Here is a 20,207-nt window from a genome sequence, read left to right as displayed (position 1 = left end):
CGTCTGGACGTACTGGTCTTGCTGCAACTGCCCTGTGGGCGAATGGCGCAGCGTGTTCGGCGGTTCTGTGGTTGCAACCGCACTCCGTGATCGCCTGCTTCCTCGTTAGTCGGTGATCACCATCCCTGGTGAGAGCTACCGGCTTCGAGAAGCACGGCTCCGGCGCATTCCCTTCATTTGGCTACCGAGGAGACGGCATCGATGAATGCAGAACGGGCCCAGCTTGGCGCTGGCACTCCTTCCGAGACTTCCGAATCAGAAACCTCCGAACCAGGGTCCCCGGCCGCGGCGCAGTGGGTCGAGGTCTTGACCGAGGCGGAGGCGTCCGCCGCCGACCCCGCCTCCTCGCAGGACCAGGTCCTGACGGGCCGGGCTGCCGAAGAGGGGCAGGGCGAAAACGAGAATCGGCAAGAGGCGGTAAGTCGAACGAGGGCTTGGCGGGAGGCGGGCGATGTCGATGAGCCGCTGGATCTGTCGTCCCTGTCCTTGACCGCCTTGTCCGCTCCCCTACCGCCCGAGCTCCGGCGCCTGAACGTCGACAACAATCAGCTGACCAGCCTGCCCGACCTTCCAGCCGATCTCCAGCGGCTCCGCGCCAGCAACAATCGGCTGACCAGCTTGCCCGACCTTCCGGCCGGGCTTCGGCGGCTCTACGCCATCGGCAACGGGCTGACCAGCCTGCCCGCAGACCTGCCGCTCGGGCTCCAACGCTTGAGGGTCGACAACAATCAGCTGACCAGTCTGCCCGATACTCTTCCGGCAACGCTTCAGGAGCTCGACGCCAGCGGCAACCGGCTGACCAGTCTGCCCGCCCTTCCAGCCGGGCTCCAGCGCCTGAACGTCGACTACAATCAGCTGACCAATCTGCCCGAGCCCCTCCCGGCTGAGCTCGAATGGCTCAGTGCTAGCCACAACCAGCTGACTAGCCTGCCCGAGACGATCCCCGCCGAGCTCCTATGGATCGGCGCCAGCAACAACCAGCTGGCCAGCGTGCCAGAGACCCTGCTGACGCAGCTGGGCCGTGAGTCCAGCGTCGATCTGGAGAATAATCCGCTGCCCGAGGGGGTACTGACCAACCTGGCGACAGCCATGCATGCCGGGGACTATGCCGGCCCGCAGATCTTTTTGTCTATGGCCGAGGGAGCGGTGCAAGTCGAGCCGCAGGCCCTGCACGAGGTTGTCGCGCACTGGCTCGAGGGCGATACTGAGACAGTGGCCGCCTGGCAGCGCTTCGCCGAAGAGCCAGGTGCTCAGGACTACGCACGCTTCCTCGACAGGCTCCGTGGCACGGTGAACTATGGTAATGAGGCGTTCCGGCAGGCGGTGGTCGAGGATCTGCGGCAGGCGGCGGCCAGGCCGCGATTGCGCGAGCACTTTTTCGAGCAGGCTTTGGGAGCGAGCGACAGCTGCGAGGATCGCATCACTTTGGCCTGGAACGGCATGCAGACCGCACGCCTGAACGCTGATGTCGAGGACCGAGCCTATGACGGGCGGCTCGACGAACTGCTCCAGCACGGCCGTGTGATGTTCCGCTTGGGGGCGCTGGAGGGGATCGCGCGCGAGACGGTCAACTCGCTCCGCCGTGCCGACCCGGACGCCGACATCGACGAGATCGACGTCTATCTTGCCTACCAGACCCAGCTGCGCGACCCCCTGGAGCTGCGGCACGTCGCCCCAGACATGCGCTTCCTGAACATCTCTCACGTGACAGAAGACGACGTTGCCAGGGCCGCGACGTCGGTGCGGGACCAGGAGGCGACGGGATTCGCGGAATATCTGGCAAGGCGCTGGCAACCTTGGGAGAGCGTGGTGAGACGCATCGCCCCCGGTGACCATGCAGTGATGCAGGAGCGGCTCATCGATGCGATGGGAGAGGAGTTTCAAACTCGCTTGAACCAGCGTCTTGCCGAGCATGGCCTGACAGGCGACCCCGATGCCGAGCGGGAGCTTGGAGCCAAGATCCGCAACGAAATCGCCAGCGAGATCAAGGGTGCGCTAACGCGCCAGGTGCTCGCAAGGCACGGCCTCGAGCTGTGAAGCGGCCGTTCATGCGAGGACTGTCAATCGCTCTTTCGGCCGTTGCCGCGGTCGATTGCGCGAGATGAGAGATTATGCCTGCCTGGCAGCTCCGCCGCCGCAGCAGCAAGCCGAGCTAGCCGACCGTGAGCCATCGCCGCGCTCAAGAAGCACTGCGATGGCGGAAGGCCGTCGAGAAACGCCTGCAAGGGAGAGCTTGCTGCCGCCTATCGTGAGACCCAGTTCGATCACGAAATGATGAATTGGAATGACGTGGCCGGTAGAGGAGGGGCGGATTGCTCAACAGCAATACCTCATTCCAGCGCATCGAACGGTGTGAGAGCGAACTAAACGAATTCGCCGGCGGTTCTGATCTGCGCAGCAATTTAGCTGACGGACCTGGCCCGACCGCATTGACAATACTTGCGATAAACCAGCGCGCATTAGGGCCATGGAGCAAGACGGAGCCAAACTGGTCGTGCCGCGCACGTTACGCGAGACTCGAAAATCGGCTTGTGCACCTGCGTTTGCCATTGTCCGAAAGAAAACGCGCATGATGTGGGGAACCAGCCAAGCTGTTGCGAACGCGACATTGGGCCGCAAAACGCGTGAGCGTTCCTTTGCATCGCACTGGCCCAAATCCTGCATCGCGTTCACGGGCGAGGGCAAGAGAATTGGGAGGCGCGTTTGAGTCTCGATCTGAGAAACGACGAAGCGGTCGCTAGTCCACCGTCGGCGACCGACGTGGGCTGTCCGTTTCACACCGATAGAGTCCGCATCCAGCAGGGAGAACAGAAGACGCTGGTGCTAACCGGCGCGTCGCGCGGTATTGGTCACGCCACCGGAAAGCTGTTTTCGGAAGCGGGCTGGCGCATCATTTCTTGCGCGCGCCAACCCTTTGATGGCGGGCACTGCCCGTGGGAGTCGGGGGCCGACAACCATGTCCAGGTCGACCTCAGCAACCATCGCATGCTGCCGCGCGCCATCGCCGAGATCAAGGAGCGCCTCGCAGACGCGCCATTGCACGGCTTGATCAACAATGCCGGCATCTCACCGAAAACGCCGAATGGCGCACGACTGACGGCGTTGACGACGTCAGTCGAAACCTGGATGACGGTGTTCCACCTTAATCTGGTGGCGCCGATCCTGCTCGCGCAAGGTCTGTTTGACGAGCTGAAAGCAGCGTCCGGATCAATTGTCAACGTGACCTCAATCGCTGGGTCCCGGGTGCACCCGTTTGCCGGCTCCGCTTATGCGACCTCGAAAGCTGCGCTCGCGTGTCTCACGCGCGAAATGGCGCACGACTATGCACCGCATGGCATTCGCGTGAATGCGATCGCGCCCGGCGAGATCAAGACCGATATTTTGTCGCCGAACACGGAAGCGCGTCTTGTACCAAATATTCCGCTGCGCCGAGTGGGCACACCCGAAGAAGTCGCGAAGGTCATCTTCTTCCTATGCTCGGATGCGGCAAGTTATGTCACGGGCACCGAGGTGCCGATCAATGGTGGCCAACATCTGTGATCGACTGTACCTGCAAGAAACAAGTCGCAGCTGATTTGATCTACATCAATGGAATTCGTGTTCCCACGGAATGCGCGCGACGAGTTCGGAAGAGCAGAGAATAAGCAAATCAAAGCACACTGTAAGTTTACCGTCGTGTCGCGATGCAGTTTTACCATCGTGCCATAATAAGAAGTTATCTCTTGCGTCATCCCAAAATGGGGGCGAGATCGAGGATGACATGCAACACAATATTCGCAAATCCGAACAGGATGACAGGGAGGATGGTCATAACAACGGAGACGTCGTCATGCTGCATATCCCTTCCGTACGCGAAAGGCCTAACTCAAACTCCGAGACGGACGACGCGCTCCCTAATGTGCCGTTGTACGAGAGCGCGATTATCGGGATTTTCGAAATATCGAAAGTACTCACCGCCCCCTGCCGGCTGGAAGTCACGCTGGCCAACGTCGTCGATCTTCTGCAATCGTTTGTGCAGATGCGGCACGGCATCGTCTCTCTGTTCCACGATGATGGCGTGCCGGACATTACCGTGGGCGCCGGCTGGAGCGAAGGCAGCGACGAGCGCTTCCGGATGCGCCTGCCGCAGAAGGTAATCGACGAGATCGTGTCGTCGGACAAGCCGCTCGTCGCCGAAAACGTAGCAGTGCATCCGGCCTTTAGTGCTGCGGACAGGGAGGTGCTCGGCGCCTCCGACGACACGCGAGTATCGTTCATCGGCGTTCCCATTCGCATCGACGCGAATGTCGTGGGCACGCTGACGATCGACCGCATCCTGGACAACGCGTCGAGCGCCCGGCTCGATTACGAGGTCCGGCTGCTCACAATGATCGCCAACCTAGCGGGGCAGACAGTGAAGCTGCATCGCCTGTTCGCGTGTGACCGCGAGCGGCTGATGGCGGAGAAGGACCGGCTGCAAAAGGAATTGACCGAGCTCAAACAGCCTGCGCGGGAGCGCAAGAAGGTTCATGTCGAGGGGATTATTGGCGACAGCCCGGCGCTGCGCAGGCTGCTCGAGAAGATCGCGGTCGTAGCCAAATCAAACAGTACGGTGCTGTTGCGCGGCGAGTCCGGTACCGGAAAGGAGCTGGTCGCTAAGGCCATTCACGAGCGGTCGGCGCGCGCCAAGCGGCCCTTCATAAAACTCAATTGCGCGGCGCTGCCTGAGACGGTACTGGAATCCGAATTGTTCGGTCATGAGAAGGGTGCCTTTACCAGCGCGTTCACTGCGCGCAAGGGCCGCTTTGAGCTCGCCGACAAGGGAACACTATTTTTGGACGAGATCGGCGAGATCTCGGCCTCATTCCAGGCAAAGCTGTTGCGCGTACTGCAGGAGCAGGAATTCGAGCGCGTCGGCGGCAACCAGACCATTAAGGTCGACGTTCGCGTGATTGCCGCCACGAATAAGAATCTGGAAGAGGCGGTGGCAAGGAACGAGTTCCGCGCCGACCTCTATTATCGCATCAGCGTGGTCCCCTTGCTGCTGCCGCCGTTGCGTGAAAGGCGCGGTGATATTCCGCTCCTCGCCACCGAGTTTCTCAGGAATTTCAACAGCGAGAACGGCCGTACGCTTACCTTCGATGCGAGTGCGATTGAAGTACTGATGAACTGCGGTTTTCCGGGAAATGTCCGCGAGCTTGAGAATTGCGTGCAGCGGACCGCGACTCTGGCACCGGGACCATCGATCGTGAGAGACGACTTTGCCTGCTGCCACGGCCAGTGCCTTTCCGCGATGCTGTGGAAGAGCGGATCGGAGGAGATGGCGCTGCAGCCCGGGCCGGTCGTACCAGTGCACGCTAAGCCGGCCACGTCGCCGGCGGAGGCTTCTACATCGCTCTCGCCTTTCGGCAGCGAGCTCGCTCCGTTAGCGCCAGTCGGCGCAGCCCTCGTAGGTGGTGCGAAGATGACAGATCGCGAGCGTGTCATCGCGGCCATGGAAAGATCCGGCTGGGTGCAGGCGAAGGCGGCGCGCCTGCTTGGACTTACGCCGCGCCAAATTGGCTACGCCCTGAGGAAATATGGCGTCGAGATCAAACGCTTCTAAAAGGAGTGTCGGACTTGCGGCGTGTCGGGGCCGTGATCATCGCCGTTGGGCGAATAGCTGGCGAAACAGAAATAGAGCTTGGTCGTCTGGCGCGGACTTGCCAATCACGATCTGATGCGACCGCTGCGGCAGCGCCGAGTCTGTCATGATCAAGATCATGCCGCCCGACCACCGGCGGTCGCGTGCCCGCTACGCTTGTGCGAACGCGACGCTGTCATCGCGAATCCGTTGGCGATGTTGCCATCGACCATCAGCTCACGGCCGGATAGCGTCAGTGAGACCATCGGGTGCTGTTCGACTGCTTTCAATTCGCTCGGCGTCATATACAGCGGCCGCTGCGCGGTGCGGGGCCTGCGCTCGAAAGCGACCGCCGTGTGCCTCGCGGTCGCAGGTGCCGCAAGCTTATTGTGGCGCTGATGCGAAGCATAGTCCCGTGCAAGTCGGCTCAGGGCTTACGCTCTCTCGTGAGCGCAGCGGCCGCTGCGGAGACTCGGGATCGCGTATGGATCAACTCAAGCAAAGCGCATCTCGTCTTTGGGCCGCTCTCCTTGATCCAATTAACGGCAGATCACGCCGCGCGAACCTGGCTGTCGTAGTCACGACGAATGTCGCAATTCCGTCGGCGAACGTCAGGCTACAGTGACATCAAGCATCCCAAAAGCCATTGTATTGCGGCCTGATTTTGAAAGTCGCGCAATGGTACGACACTTGCTGTTCTCTTCGCCAGCCGTTGCAACGTCTGGAGAAGCACATGCACAACGTCGTCTGCATCAAGCAGGTTCCCGACTCCGCGCAGATCCGCGTGCACCCCGTGACCAACACGATCATGCGTCAGGGCGTGCCGACTATCATTAATCCATACGACCTCTTCGCGCTCGAGGCCGCGTTGGAGCTGCGCGATAAGTTCGGCGGCGAGATCACCGTCCTTACAATGGGGCCGCCATCAGCCGAGGACTCATTACGCAAAGCGCTGACCTTTGGCGCCGATCGCGCCGTACTGCTCACCGACCGCTGCTTTGCGGGCGCCGATACGCTGGCAACGAGTTACGCGCTGGCGACCGCCATCCGCAAAATCGGCAAGGAATATGGCCCGCCGGATCTCATCTTCACCGGTAAGCAGACCATCGACGGCGACACCGCGCAGGTTGGGCCCGGAGTCGCGAAGCGGCTCGGTGTGCTGCAGCTTACCTACGTCGCAAAGATCAGAACCCTGGATCTCACCGCACGCTCAATTGAAACGGAACGGCGCTCCGAAGGTGGCGTCCAGGTGCTCCGCACCAGGCTGCCGTGTCTCATTACCATGCTGGAGGCAACCAACCAGATACGCCGCGGCGCCATGGCCGACGCATTGCGTGCCGCCCGGGCGCCGATCGTGAAGTGGAGCGCGCAGGAGGCTGGTGTCGAGGACATCTCCAAATGCGGTCTCAAGGGCTCGCCGACCGTCGTTAAGCGTGTCTTCGCGCCGTCCGCGCGCGCTGAGAAGGCGGTGCTCGTAGAGGCCGGCGAGCAGCCGGCGCAAGCATTGATCGATGCCATCTTCAAGCACCAGCCCAAGCTTGAAACCGACCTTGCGGCGCTGGCCCGCGATGCCTGATCTGAAGGTCTTGGCGAATGAGCGATGTGATGAGAGCTCCCGCGTTGCCCGCGGAACGGTGCGCCGTCAAGAAGGCGCTGCCGGGGCATTTCAACGCTGACAAGCATGTCTGGCTCTTCATCGAACAGGAGCCCGGGCAGGTGCATCCAATTTCCTGGAAGCTGACGGGCGCGGGCCGCAAGCTCGCCGAGAAGCGGAAGCTTGATCTCGCGGCGGTCGTGATCGGTCCGGAGGGCGAGGCGACACGCAGCGCAGCGGTCGAATTCTTCCTACGCCGAGACCTTGTCCATCTCGTCGCCGACAACATGCTCGCAGATTACCGCAACCAGTCCTACAGCATGGCGTTGACAGATCTTGTCAACACCCACAAGCCGGAAATCCTGCTGTTGCGAGCCAAGATCTTGGGCCGTGATGTCGCCGCCTCGGGCGGCCACCGCATTCACGCGACCGCGTCGCAGGCGAGCGTAGGTTCTGAGGACATCGCCACTAAACAAGGGAGAGGCTCATGATCGAAGAGAGGTTCGATGCCATCGTGGTTGGCGCCGGAATGGCCGGCAACGCGGCGGCGCTGACCATGGCCAAGCGTGGCATGAAGGTACTGCAGCTCGAGCGCGGCGAATATTCCGGATCAAAGAACGTGCAGGCTGCCATGCTCGATGCGGACATCCTCGAACAGCTGATCCCCCATTTCCGTGAGGACGCGCCGCTCGAGCGCCGCCTTGTCGAGCAGCGCTTTTGGTTAATGGATAGCCGCTCCCATATCGGGCTGCGATACCGCTTCAACCACTCCAACGACGAGCGACCGAACCGGTATATCGTTATCCGCGCGCTATTCGATAAATGGTTCTCGGGGAAGGTGAGGGAGGCCGGCGCCACCGTCTTGTACCAAACTACCGTTACGGAGCTGGCGCAGAACCGCCGCGGCCGCGTCATTGGGGTGCGTACCGACCGCCAGGATGGCATAATCCACGCCGATGTAGTGGTGCTCGCCGATGGCTTCAATGGCTTGCTCGGGACGCGTGCGGGCTGGCGTGAGCGGCCGAGGCCCGACCAAGTTGCGCTGCAGGTCAAGGAAATGCACCTTTTGCCGCGCGAGACCATCGAAGCCCGTTTCAATCTAAATCGCGACCAAGGGGTCGTGATCGAGGCCGCCGGCTCCATCTCGCGCGGCATGACAAGCATTGGTTTCATCTATGCGAATAGGGAGTGCATCTCAGTCGGCATCGGCTGCCTTGTCTCCGATCTCCAGCGAACGGGCGAAACGCCTTACGGGCTACTCACCCGCTTCAAGCGTCATCCGTCAGTGGTGTCGCTAATCAACGGCTCTGAGCTCAAGGAATATTCCGCGCACCTCATCCCGAAACGCGGCTACAACACCGTACCCCAGCTCTACGGCAAGGGCTGGGTGGTGGTCGGGGATGCCGCCGAACTCAATAATACCGGCCATCGTGGGCATCTGAACGTTGCGATGATCTCTGGACGAATTGCCGCGGAAGCGATCTTCCGTGTGAAGTCGCGCGGCGGTCGCAGCACCTCGAATAGTTTTTCACTGTACAAGAAGATGCTGCATGAGTCGTATGAGGATCTGAAAAAGTACAAGGATATGCCGGCGCTGATGCACACGCAGCCAGACAACTTTCTCCTCACCCATCCCCAGCTCGTCTCGAAGGCGATCCTGAACTTCGCGCGCGTCGGCGGCAGGCTAAAGGCGGGGGAGGAGGAGAAGCCGGACTCAAAACCCTTAGGCGATGTGTGGTCATGGACCGGAATCTTCGGCGATGGGTTCCGCTTGCCGCGCGCCTGGCGCTGAATTAGCACTAGCTCAAGCGAAAACATGGACGCCAGAAACATGAACTTCGAGCATTCGGCGGTACGCTATCCGGCGTAGGCCGCAGGCTCATTGGATTAGTCGGGCGACCAGCGCCAGCCAAGTCGGATCTTCTTTGTGCATCCGGACGAGCTCGATCAGGTTTTCGATTCCGAAGTCGGTGAAGTCCATGGCGCCGTGTTCGCCGGCGCCATAGACCCAGACGACGCCGTCCTCGAGATTTGGTCACTCCGGCCCCTGAAACCGGGAGGCCTATTTAGGAAATAGTCTCGGTTGCAAACGCTTTCTCCGCATATTGAACGACCGAAACGATGATCGCTTGGACGTGCTGGTGGCAGGGTCGAAGCGCGGCCGGCTACTCCTGGTACGGCGGCGCCGCGATAGGCTTTGGATGTTTCCTGGCGGGCGCCGGCTCGGCCGCGAAACAGCGGAGCAGTGCCTCTGGCGCGAGATCAAGGCTCTATGCGGTATGTCGCGTCGCAGGATTTAGGCCAGCGCGAGGCGGCGAGTTGTCGTGGGTTTTCGTGTGCAACGTCGTGTTCGCAACATGTTGGATACTGAACAAGTGCGGCTTTGGCTTTCGGAGAGAAAGAACGCGCGGCGCTTCGTTTTGCATCCAGCTGCCCGTGCGCGGAAGCATCAGGCGATTGGCCCGGCTTTTGCTCACTTGTTTGCCAACGGCGTGCGGCTCTCTGCTTTGTCAGAATCGTGCGCTGCAGAATGTGGATCTCTATGCGACCAAAGGCGATGCCATGAAGAATTGGAGTTCGGTGACAACCAAGGTGCTAGGCACGGCAACTATTGCAATGGCCTTGATGACGCCGACCGCGCTGGCGGTCGAACACAACGTCGAATACAAAAAGGATAATAGCAGCAATCCCAGCCTCCGAGACGTTCCTGAAAACAGGAGCGTCCTTGCCCAGATCGCAGTCCCTTCGGAGCGACCTGCAAGCTTCACGCTTGCGAACGGCCTGCAGGTCGTAGTGATCCCCGATCACCGCACGCCCGTCGTGACGCAGATGATCTGGTATAAGGTCGGTTCCGCCGACGAAACGCCGGGCAAGTCGGGGCTTGCGCATTTCCTCGAACACCTAATGTTCAAGGGCACGGCCAATCATCCGGCGGGTGCCTTCTCCCAGACCTTGCTGCGCGTTGGCGGCGACGAGAACGCCTTCACCTCGACCGACTACACTAGCTATTTCCAGCGCGTGCCGCGCGAGCAACTCTGTAAGATAATGGAATTCGAGGCCGACCGGATGACCGGTCTCGTTCTCCAAGATGAGAACGTGCTGTCCGAGCGCGATGTTGTGCTCGAAGAATTCAACATGCGCGTCGCCAACAATCCCGATGCGCGGCTCACCGAGCAGATGATGGCGGCGCTTTACCTCAACCATTCCTACGGCCGCCCCATTATCGGCTGGCGCCAGGAGCTCGAGAAGCTCGACCGCGAGGACGCGCTCGCCTTCTATAAGCGCTTCTACGCTCCGAATAACGCGATCCTGATCATCGCCGGCGACGTCGATCCCAATGAAATCCGCCCGATGGTGGAGAAGAATTTTGGCGACATTCCCGCACAGCCTTCCATCTCTGCAAAACGCCTGCGGCCACAGGAGCCGACGGCGGCGGCCCCGCGCACGGTGACATTGTCCGATCCGCGCGTCGAGCAGCCGGCCCTGCACCGCTATTATCTCGTGCCGTCGGCTTCAACTGCGGCCGCCGGCAAGAGTCCTGCGCTGGACGTGCTCGCGCAATTGATGGGCGGCGGTGCCAACTCCTATCTCTACCGCGCGCTGGTGATCGACAAGCAGCTAGCCATCAGCACCGGCGCGAGCTACCAGGGCACCTCGCTTGATTCCTCGCAATTCATGATTTGGGCCACGCCGAAGCCCGGCGTCGAGTTCTCCCAGCTCGAGGACGCCATCGGCAAGGTGATCGCCGATCTCGCGCAAAACCCCGCGCGCGCCGAGGACCTTGAACGCGTCAAGACCCAGCTGATCGCAAGCGCGATCTACTCCCAGGACAATCAGGTAATGCTTGCGGTCCGGTATGGCGGCGCGCTCACCACGGGGCTCAGCGTCGACGACATCCGGAGCTGGCCGGATCGCATCCGCGCCGTCACCGCCGAGCAGGTGCGCGAGGCCGCGCAGAAATGGCTCGACAAGAAGCGTTCGGTAACCGGTTACTTGATCAAGGATGTTGCGCCCAAAAGCGAGGAGAAGCGCTCGTGACCTATTTTTTGACACGGCGTTCGGTTCTGATCGGCGGCAGTGCGCTCGCGCTGACGACGATGCTCGCTTCGCGGCCGTCGCAGGCCGCAATCATGATCCAGCGCCTAGTCTCGCCCGGCGGCATCGAAGCCTGGTTCGTGCAGGACGCCACCGTCCCGCTGATCGCGATGGAATATGCCTTCGGCGGCGGCGCCACCCAGGACCCCGCCGACAAGCCCGGCGTCGGTCACCTGGTCGCCGGCCTGCTCGACGAGGGCTCTGGCGACCTCGATTCCAAGACTTTTCACGAGCGGCTTGACCGCCGCGCCATCAAGCTCAGCTTTCATTCGACCCGCGACCAGTTCGGCGGCTCCTTGCGCATGCTCAAGGACAACAAGGACGATGCCTTCGACCTGCTGCGGATGGCGCTGACCTCGCCGCATTTCGACGGGCCGGACGTCGAGCGGATCCGCGCGCACGTGCTCTCGAGCTTGCAGCGCGAGTCCACCGACCCGAGCTCGCTCGCCAATCGCAAGTTCCTCGAGGTCGCCTTCGACGGCCATCCTTACGGGCGGCAATCTCATGGTACGTTGGACAGCGTGCCGAAAATCGACGTCGCCGATTTGAAGGACTATGTCCGCCGCGTGATCGCCAAGGACACGCTCAAGATCGCGGTGGTGGGTGACGTCGATCCAGAGACGCTTGGCAGACTGCTCGACAAGACGTTTGGTTGCCTGCCGGCCAAGGCGGAGTTGGCGCTGGTCCCCGATGTGGTCGCGGCAAAGGCGCCGCAGTGCGTCTTTATTCCGCTCGACGTGCCGCAAACGGTGGTGACCTTCGGCGGTGCTGGCGTCCGCCGCAGCGAGCCGGATTTCATGGCGGCCTATGTCGTCAACCAAATTCTCGGTGGCGGCGGTCTGTCATCGCGGCTGTTCCGCGAAGTCCGCCAGAAGCGCGGGCTTGCCTATTCCGTCCATGAGACGCTGCTCTGGATGGATCATTCCGCCGTGTTTGTCGGCAATACCGGCACCCGCGCCGATCGCGCCCGCGAGACCGTGGAGGAGGTCGAGAAGCAAGTCCGCCGCATGGCCGAAGAAGGTCCGACCCAGCAGGAGCTCGATGATGCCAAGGCGTACCTGAAGGGCTCGCAGATGCTGGCGCTTGATACGTCGTCAAACCTGGCGCGGGCGCTGCTGCAATACCAGCTCGACAAGCTGCCGATCGACTATATTGAAAAGCGCAACGCCCTCGTCGATGCGGTGACGCTGGAGGACGCCAAGGCGGCGGCGCAGCGGCTGTGGGGCCAGGGTCTGCTCACTGTCATCGTCGGCCGCTCCCCAATGGCCGCAGCCCAGTCGACCACCGCGCCATCGGCCGCGACGCCGCCGCCAGCGGCAGGGCAGCCAGGCGCCACGCCATCAGCCGCAACGCCGGCAACACCCAATTAGCTTTGTGTTCGTGAGGTGACTTTCGGTACGCGCTAAGGACAAGCTGTCCTACAGCCGTTATTTGCCGACGCCCGACCTGCCTGTATCAAGGGGCGGCCTCACGAAAGGCCGTCACTCCAGTTAGTCGCTCCTGCTGAATGCTGTTGCCACGCCGCTACGGGTCGAACACCAAGGCCGAGACTGCCGCTGACGGTCGCATCGAATGCGGCCCTCCCGGGTCACCGGCGAGCCGCGCCCGCGACATCGAATGAAGCTAGCGACACGGCGGCTATAGCGAGCTATTCAAGTTTCGGTGACGATTCGGCAGCTGCCATGGCGCCTAGCAAGGATCTTCGTTGGTTCGATCCATCTGGCCGCGCACTCCAATCCCGCTCACCCGTCGCGCCGTTGCGGCTAGTGAAGCTAAAAAGATGTTTAGCCCAACTCTTCGCAGAAATTGATCAATGTCCTTATTCGGGAGCTGTTTGGCCGCTCTGCTGAACTGCTGGAGTTGTATGATCGGGCATTTTGTCATCGTCGCCTGAACGGGAAGCGAAGAGGAGCGAACCGCTACGAATATGTTTGCCAGTTCAGCTGCCATCACAACCACTGTGCTCGGCATTGTTGGTATGGCCATGTGGCTCTTTAATAAGCAGGCGAGGTCGAGAGAGTTGGCCGAGCTGAAAAAGAAGCTCCATGATCTTAAGCCCTCTCACCTGAACACGGCGCAGTTAGGGTACACTTCGATGTCATAGAGAAGTTTTTCTCATTTCGGCTCTGGATCAAGCGACCATAGCGGGAGCGCCCATCAAAACGGCGATGACTACGCTGTGATCATTCTGGTGGTGCCGGAAATCACAACTGATCATGTGTAAGAACTAGATCGAATACAACTATTTTAATCTCGTCGTCGAGCCGCACCTTTCGTTAATGAAGTAGTCCGGCCGTACTCCCGCCCTGCCAGCAACGAATGCTGGCAGGGGCACCGAAGACAAGGAGCACGCGATGTCACAGAAGCTCGACGCTTCGCCCGGTCAGCGGTTCGGACCGCCGGCTAGTGCGGTGTGGCTTGCACGCCTAAAACGCTGTTGGGCCGCTCAGGCCGCGACGGCTTCGCAACTCTCGACGGCTTGGCGGTCCCGGGATAGACGGTGAGTGCCGCGATGATGCCGAGCACGGCTGCGAACATCAGCCAAAAGCCGGGTGAAGCCTTATCATCGGTCCGGTCGATCAGCCAAGTCGAGGCCAGTGGCGTAAAGGTGCCGAACAAGGCGGCCGCGAGTGCGAAGGCCAGGGAGAAGCAGGTTGTGCGCACATGCTTCGGCACGATCTCGACAAGAGCGCCCAGCATAGTGCCGCTATAAATGCCGAAGTAGAACGAGAACATCATAGCCACCACGAGCATCTTGCCGAAAGTAGGGGAGCTTACCAGCCAGTGCAATGCCGGATAGGCGGTCACTAACGCAAGGCCGGCAATTGCTAGCAGAACCGGCTTGCGGCCGATTCGGTCAGAGACGGCGCCGCCAATTGGATTCCATATAAAGTTCGTCACGGCGACCAAAAGCGTCACCAAAAGCGCGTCCTGGGAGGACAGCTTCAACACGTTCTTGCCGAATGTGGGCGTGTAAACGGTGACGAAATAAAAGGTCGTTGTGGTCAGGATCGCCATCATCATGCCGAGGATGACGATCCGCCAGTTGGCGAGTGCCGAGGCAAAGACCTCGCGGGCCGTGGGATGCTTCTTCATCGCTAGAAATTCCGGCGTTTCCTCCAGCGTGCGGCGGAGGAAAAAAATAAGCGGAATGATTAGGCAGCCGAGAAAGAACGGGATGCGCCAGCCCCAGGCGGCTACCGTTTCGACCGGCATCGATTCGTTCAGCACATAGCCCACGATCGCCGCGACAAAGATCGCGACCTGCTGGCTGGAGGACTGGAACGAGGTGTAAAAACCGCGCTTGCCCGGGGTTGCGATCTCTGACAGGTAGACCGAAACGCCGCCGACTTCGACGCCGGCGGAAAAGCCCTGTAGCAGCCGTCCGAGCAGCACGATAACAGGTGCGGCAATGCCAATTGTCTCGTAACTGGGACAGAAGGCGATGATTACGGTGCCGATTGCCATGATTGAGAGCGTGACGATCAGGCCTTGCCGACGGCCTATCTTGTCAATATAGGCTCCGAGCACGATCGCGCCGACCGGACGCATCAAGGCGCCCAGCCAGAACACGCCGAACGTGTTGAGCAGCGAAGCGGTTTCGCTCTCAGACGGGAAGAACGCCTTCCCAATGGCGCTGGCGTAAAAGCCGAACAGAAAAAAATCGAACTGCTCGAGGAAATTGCCGCTCGTCGCACGCAAAATCGCGCCGATGCGCGATTTGACCGTTGGTGCGTGCGGGATGAATGTTTGTGACACTGTGAGTTTCCTCCCCGTCTGAAATGGCCGGTTGCGGAAAACCTCACGCCAGCCCAACTGCAGTTCAGGCCGGGAATCTGCCATCATGGACACTACCGACCAGCCGGAAAGCGCCTCATCTTTTCGGCATATTTTCGGCGACTGCCGGACTGTTGCACAGATTTTCAGGATCTGTTTTGCATGTTAGCGAGGAGCCCATCGCAGAGTAATCGGAGCTTCGGCCGAACTTCGGCAACACGCCCATTCGACGGCAGCCTCAGGGCTGCGCGGGTATGGAACGAGAACGAGGAGTCGAATCGCAACATCCGCATCCATACCGCGGGCGCGACGCGAGCCTATCGCGAAGATAGGTCGCGCCGAGAATATTGTAAGAAGACAAGCTCGTGATCCCGACCGGCGGCTTGGAGCGCTCGCATATCACCGCGATCTCAGCGCTCGCCTCTGACGATCATCTGACGACATCGACGCGCGTGCAAACCGCGCGAAATTCATGGTTCACTAGTTCCGATCAGAAACGATACGGTTTGGATCGTAGAGTTCGAATGCGATCGGACCGATCCCCGGCACCGCTATCGAGCACCCCGCCCAAGCCTTGCGGTATGATTGCCGGCGCAAGCGCTGCACGAGCAGGAATCGTGCCTTGCATTCCCACTGCGCTCCTCCATCCAAGGAATGGAGTGTCGGTATCGCATTGTTGACAAGGATCGCAACCATGCCGAGCTGCTCGGCCGCAATCGGTGGCAACTGCTTGACTTCATCGGCAGCAAAAGGCGCCCGCCGCATGTCCCCGCCGAATGGTCCTGACGACTTGCTGCGCAACTTCGAAATTGGACCACGCATGGCCGCATGCGGCTCCGAGCCGCGCGAATTCACGCGAGCTCCTCCTGAGCGTCCGAGGACGAACCAATCACGAGGGCGAGCTTTCCGATGAAGCCCGCCTCGGCCAAACTCTTGGTTTGATGCGTTCCGTCCAGACCGACACTCTCTTGGATCTGTCGAGATACTTCTCGTAGAGTTCGTTGATCATTTCCTTGCCGGCCACGGCCAATTCAGCTTGATAGGCGGCGCGATCCGTCACCTCAATGCGCTCGACATAATCCCACAGGCCGCCCGATAGGCCAGCTCCGGTTTCGGTGATGCGGTGCGTACAATAGTTGACGACAATTTTCATTTTGGCGTCAGTGACATAGTCCAGCTCGCGTTCGAAGCGTTCATAGTCTGCCGCGCTGACAGCCGGCTTTAATGCAGCAAATACAAATCGGACAACAGCCACAATTCATCCTTCTCCTTGTTGTGACGGACCAGAAATCAAGCGACCGGCTCTGAGCCAAGATGACAGCCCCCGCAGCCTGCATCCGGGCGCGGAATCGATAGAGTGTGGGATTCCGCCGGCTAACGTGAAGTCGCCTCGCTTTGCGTCCGGATCGGGCACGCGACGGCGATCGGTCAGGCTCGCGTAAGGATGCAAGGCGTCGCGAACAATCGCGTGTGTCAGACATCTCCACGACGCTGCCGAGATACATCACTGCAATGCGGCTCGCGAGGTACTTCATCGCGCGATACCGTGCCAAAGCCCGTGCTGGGCGAACGACAGCGGCACCCGCGAAGGATGCTGCCAAGCCTATATGGCATCGATTTGGATCGATCGAGCGAGTTTCATCTGAACTCCGAGGCCGTTTCTGCGAGACGGCCGTGGTCGTAGTGTATCCCACCGTGTCCCAGCAATAGGGGCGCCAAAAAAAGGCGTTGTGCGAGCTTGGTGCAGAGGGGCGAAACCATGTGCTTGGCGACGCGCCGGTGGAATACTTGCGCCTTCCTGTCGGGTTCCGCACATAGACGTCTCCAGTCCGACACGGCTGAACACGACGACACGCAGGCACGATGGGGGCCGACTTGATGCAGTACAAGCAGCGACTTATCGAGAACCCGAGGCGCCGCGTCGGGGAGAGCGGGTCCCTCAGCTCATCGCCATTTCCAGCGGCTGTTCCTGACCAGCTCGAGTCCTTCCACGAGATCTCGTCACACGAGGAGCCGACACCCCAACGTCGAGCAGGCAATTGAGCTTACCGGGGCCGGCGAGATAGGCGAAAAATGGAGATGTCCGGCGAGAAGCGCAATCGCGGTTTCGCCTTCCGGGCAATGGTCAACACGTACTGGACCCTGCGCACGTTTTTCGTCTGCCATCCGCGCCTGAACTTCAGCACGATGACGTCGCAAAGCCTGAGCCGGCCGGACTCCCTCGTTCCGCTCTTGGCCACGGTGAGAGGCGTTCCTCTTGTCCAGCCGGCCGGAGCGCGGTTTTCTCGATTGCAGTCTTTAAAATCGCGCTCGATCTAAGCCAAGCTCCGGGCGGATCGGCGGGCGCGAAGCGCGATGCAATTGCGGCGGGCGTCACGCTTGATCAGCGCGATCCGCAACAAGGCAGCCGATCAATCGCCGCGATCCTGGCGTATCGGGGGCCCGACACGCGTAAGGTCAACGGCCGCATCTCGAAAGCAGAACATTATCAATTCGCTGCGTGCTGGCATGCTAATTGCCTGACTGTAGTCAACAAACAGTATGCCGGACGAAGAACCGGTGATTCTCTCTCTCTCTCTCTCTCTCTCTCTCTCTCTCTGCATGCCCGGGTTCGAATGACGTTATCCCAAGCTTCTCCTTCTAAGCTGCAACAACCTTCAGAGATACCAGTTGGCGAGCACTTGGCTAGCCGAGCCCGGGCTCTGCTTGGTCCCCATCCGTTCGCTGCGGAGATGTCCAAAGATCGGGTTGCCAGTCTACTGCCAGAATACTTAGCGATGTCACAAGCATTCCCGTACCTGCAGGCGGGATCGCAAAGGGATCTCATATTCGACGCAATACATCGCAATCGAGACCTCCCGAGGGACGTTGAGCTGACCAGTGTGGTCGCAAATTTTATCTGCTGGGATGAAACGGGAGGTCATAGTCGGGTTCTACAAGGCGGCAACGCTGCGCTACCCAGTACTCTGAACATAGAAAACTTCCACTCAAAGCTCTTTAAACGAGATGCGTGGCGCCTACTTGGCCGAGCAATACAGCCTAACTACAGCGCCAGAACGAGCCGGTACTTGCGTGCGCTATATCATGGCTTGTCGTCGAGAGACCCCATAATGCGCTGCGCCCACATGGTTGCCTTTGAGCTACATGCTGCGGAAATGATCCAGGCACTTTGGACCACTTTAGTCAAAGCCTTTGATGCTCGATCTAACGATCTTGATTATTTCCAGGTCCATGTTGGCGGCGAGGATCCTGCGGAGAAATATCACGGAGAGATGACAAGCAGGCTCATTAGCGAACTGGTCCCTGCCGACTGCAATAGCCGTTTCTTGAATGAATTCGACCGGGCGTATGATCTCAGCTTAGAGTGGTGCCGCAATCTAGTCGGAATTGATTCGCTTGACGGAGATGGTCGGCCGGAGGTTGAACACAGTGGCCGCTGTCACTGTGGGTCTGTCAAGTTCTACGTACGAGCGCCAGCAGAGATTTCTGCAGTGAAGTGCAATTGCTCAATCTGCGAAATGTCTGGATTTTTGCACATGCTCGTTGCCGACGACAAGCTCAGGATTGAATGCGGCGAAGAACTCCTCACTACATACCAGTTCAATAAGAACATCGCTCGGCATACGTTTTGTCGGGTTTGCGGCATCAAGCCATTTTATCGGCCGCGATCGAATCCTTCAGGATTCAGCGTAAATGTTCGATGCCTAGATGGAGCGACGATCGAAAGCATAAGAATAGATGATTTCGACGGCCAGAATTGGGATCTGGCGATCCGCTCGTTGCAGGCGGATTAGAAGAGTCGAATTTGAGTGAATCCGAAAGGCGCGCACAATGAGTGATAAACTTGATCTGCTTTCAGAAGATGCCATCGCGAAATACCGTGCAGAGCTGGCAGATAAAGGTACGGTCCGGATTGCCCCCGATACGCTGTTCACCAAAGACGAGTTGACGAGGATCGATCAGCTGCAGTCCGATATTCCAGAAGAACAGGTTCGGAAGGGAGATGCCGGCGATTGTCACAATGTTTTTGTGAAACGAGTGCGGCTAGATCACGCCGGCCATAATCCTAGCAACGTGAATGGTACAGCTTCAGCGCAGATCATCGAACTGCTGGAAAGAAAAGAGCGGGTCTCTGCGCTTAGAAGGATCTTCGGAGCGTCATCGGAGTACGTGATTCGTCGATGCCAAGTGCATCGCATGCCGCCTCGGTCCTTCGTTGGCATCCATTTGGATGCTGAGAGCGACCCCGACTTCGAGTATTCTGTAATTGTTCAGCTCGCGACAGAGTTCGAGGGCGGTGAGTTCGTCGTGTATCCAACCGATCGTAAACTCCAAGTGTTTCGTCCAAACTTAGGAACGGTGCTTATCACAACATGTAGGTTCTGGCATGAGGTAAGGCAGGTGCACGCGGGGGAACGTCGGTCACTCGTCTACTTTTGTTCAAAATACGACGGTGCGAACCGCCGGATAGTCGAAGACCATGCCGCTCGAGTGCGGTCGGCTAGCTAGATGGCACGGCGTGTAATGGCGTCGCGAATGAGGTCTATTGATGCAGGCTGGATGCCCTAGCTGGATGCGCCCGTAGCTGCGCACAAAGATACTTTGTGGTCTTCGTCAGCCCGTCGCTATAACGGAAGGACTTTGTTCTGGCCAACCCATCGCCCTGTCGCCCAGGGCTATCGCACATTCATTGGTTGTGCTGGTTCGGTATGCCCAGCAAACTCTTCCTGCCGGAGAAGCCCCGGGGCATGACGATGGGCAACAATGACAACGCTCGCGCGCATGCTCGCGCTCTGGCCCAGTGATCGCGTGCCGTCAACGTCGCCGGAGTCCGCGTCACCGATCACGCACGAGCGTCTCGGTTTTGGGTGCCAAGCGCGAAAGGACACGAGCCGAATTGATCGTGCCCAGTTAGAGATCGCGAGCCGCGAACCTCTGGAGAGCTCTCACGTCGAGCACCGCCGTCGCGGACGCGTCCTTCGGTCAGATCGGCAGGTCTGCCGCGCTTCATGCCATGTCGCAGCGGAACTAGTTGTAGTCTGGTAACTTAGCGTAAGCTTACGAAAACGATCTTGCTCGATGCTGTCGCACTCGCGCGCGGAATTTAGATGGCACCGATAAACGCCGCAGCGCCAGCCT

The 20,207-nt window shown here is 59.9% G+C and carries 13 protein-coding genes and 2 pseudogenes; 12 read left to right on the top strand and 3 right to left on the bottom strand.

Translation table 11 applies throughout. The features are described 5' to 3' along the window. Nucleotides 1-201 precede the first annotated feature (201 nt). The 9 genes and pseudogenes from LMTR3_RS13625 to LMTR3_RS13590 all read left to right on the top strand — a co-directional run bounded on the left by LMTR3_RS13625 (nucleotide 202) and on the right by LMTR3_RS13590 (nucleotide 12,661). Nucleotides 202-2,037: an NEL-type E3 ubiquitin ligase domain-containing protein gene (locus LMTR3_RS13625; protein WP_065745479.1), complete on the top strand. Its 1,836-nt coding sequence runs from the start codon at nucleotides 202-204 to the stop codon at nucleotides 2,035-2,037. A gap of 723 nt (nucleotides 2,038-2,760) precedes the next feature. After that, on the top strand, nucleotides 2,761-3,540 hold the full coding sequence (locus LMTR3_RS13620; protein WP_065745676.1) for an SDR family NAD(P)-dependent oxidoreductase: 780 nt from the start codon (nucleotides 2,761-2,763) through the stop codon (nucleotides 3,538-3,540). A 289-nt stretch (nucleotides 3,541-3,829) separates the two neighbouring features. After that, nucleotides 3,830-5,584 carry a nif-specific transcriptional activator NifA gene (gene nifA, locus LMTR3_RS13615; protein ID WP_502686633.1) on the top strand — a complete coding sequence of 585 codons (1,755 nt, stop codon included), beginning with the start codon at nucleotides 3,830-3,832 and terminating at the stop codon, nucleotides 5,582-5,584. Nucleotides 5,585-6,335: 751 nt separating this feature from the next. Beyond that, nucleotides 6,336-7,178, top strand: a complete 843-nt coding sequence (locus LMTR3_RS13610; protein ID WP_065745477.1) for an electron transfer flavoprotein subunit beta/FixA family protein — start codon at nucleotides 6,336-6,338, stop codon at nucleotides 7,176-7,178. A 17-nt stretch (nucleotides 7,179-7,195) separates the two neighbouring features. Continuing rightward, a pseudogene (locus LMTR3_RS13605) lies at nucleotides 7,196-7,603 on the top strand (adenine nucleotide alpha hydrolase family protein); the annotation flags it as partial. 80 nt (nucleotides 7,604-7,683) lie between these two features. After that, complete coding sequence (locus LMTR3_RS13600) at nucleotides 7,684-8,988, top strand: FAD-dependent oxidoreductase (protein ID WP_065745475.1); 1,305 nt, start codon at nucleotides 7,684-7,686, stop codon at nucleotides 8,986-8,988. Nucleotides 8,989-9,325: 337 nt separating this feature from the next. Further along, nucleotides 9,326-9,463: pseudogene (locus LMTR3_RS36335) on the top strand (NUDIX domain-containing protein); the annotation flags it as partial. A gap of 295 nt (nucleotides 9,464-9,758) precedes the next feature. Next, nucleotides 9,759-11,234: a M16 family metallopeptidase gene (locus LMTR3_RS13595; RefSeq protein ID WP_245319853.1), complete on the top strand. Its 1,476-nt coding sequence runs from the start codon at nucleotides 9,759-9,761 to the stop codon at nucleotides 11,232-11,234. Nucleotides 11,235-11,293: 59 nt separating this feature from the next. Then, nucleotides 11,294-12,661: a M16 family metallopeptidase gene (locus LMTR3_RS13590; protein ID WP_245319878.1), complete on the top strand. Its 1,368-nt coding sequence runs from the start codon at nucleotides 11,294-11,296 to the stop codon at nucleotides 12,659-12,661. A gap of 1,033 nt (nucleotides 12,662-13,694) precedes the next feature. Here the strand turns inward: LMTR3_RS13590 and LMTR3_RS13585 are convergent. The 3 genes from LMTR3_RS13585 to LMTR3_RS13575 form a co-directional block, all read right to left on the bottom strand. Next, nucleotides 13,695-15,137: an MFS transporter gene (locus LMTR3_RS13585; protein ID WP_502686627.1), complete on the bottom strand. Its 1,443-nt coding sequence runs from the start codon at nucleotides 15,135-15,137 to the stop codon at nucleotides 13,695-13,697. A 411-nt stretch (nucleotides 15,138-15,548) separates the two neighbouring features. After that, on the bottom strand, nucleotides 15,549-15,923 hold the full coding sequence (locus LMTR3_RS13580) for a hypothetical protein (RefSeq protein WP_065745472.1): 375 nt from the start codon (nucleotides 15,921-15,923) through the stop codon (nucleotides 15,549-15,551). Nucleotides 15,924-15,957: 34 nt separating this feature from the next. Continuing rightward, nucleotides 15,958-16,323, bottom strand: coding sequence for a RedY/HapK family protein (locus LMTR3_RS13575; protein WP_065745471.1), 366 nt, complete (start codon nucleotides 16,321-16,323; stop codon nucleotides 15,958-15,960). A gap of 824 nt (nucleotides 16,324-17,147) precedes the next feature. Here LMTR3_RS13575 and LMTR3_RS13570 point away from each other — a divergent pair. The 3 genes from LMTR3_RS13570 (at nucleotide 17,148) to LMTR3_RS13560 (ending at nucleotide 19,577) form a co-directional block, all read left to right on the top strand. After that, a complete protein-coding gene (locus LMTR3_RS13570) occupies nucleotides 17,148-17,387 on the top strand; it encodes a hypothetical protein (RefSeq protein WP_141686583.1) in 240 nt (79 codons plus the stop codon). A gap of 791 nt (nucleotides 17,388-18,178) precedes the next feature. After that, on the top strand, nucleotides 18,179-18,862 hold the full coding sequence (locus LMTR3_RS39185) for a GFA family protein (RefSeq protein ID WP_245319852.1): 684 nt from the start codon (nucleotides 18,179-18,181) through the stop codon (nucleotides 18,860-18,862). Nucleotides 18,863-18,899: 37 nt separating this feature from the next. Next, nucleotides 18,900-19,577, top strand: a complete 678-nt coding sequence (locus LMTR3_RS13560) for a 2OG-Fe(II) oxygenase family protein (protein ID WP_065745468.1) — start codon at nucleotides 18,900-18,902, stop codon at nucleotides 19,575-19,577. Nucleotides 19,578-20,207: the final 630 nt, after the last annotated feature.

This window comes from Bradyrhizobium sp. LMTR 3 (genome assembly GCF_001693485.1).
Classification (GTDB): Bacteria; Pseudomonadota; Alphaproteobacteria; order Rhizobiales; family Xanthobacteraceae; genus Bradyrhizobium.
The sequence above is the reverse complement of the archived record's forward strand: the minus strand, read 5'-3'. Positions and strand labels throughout refer to the sequence as shown.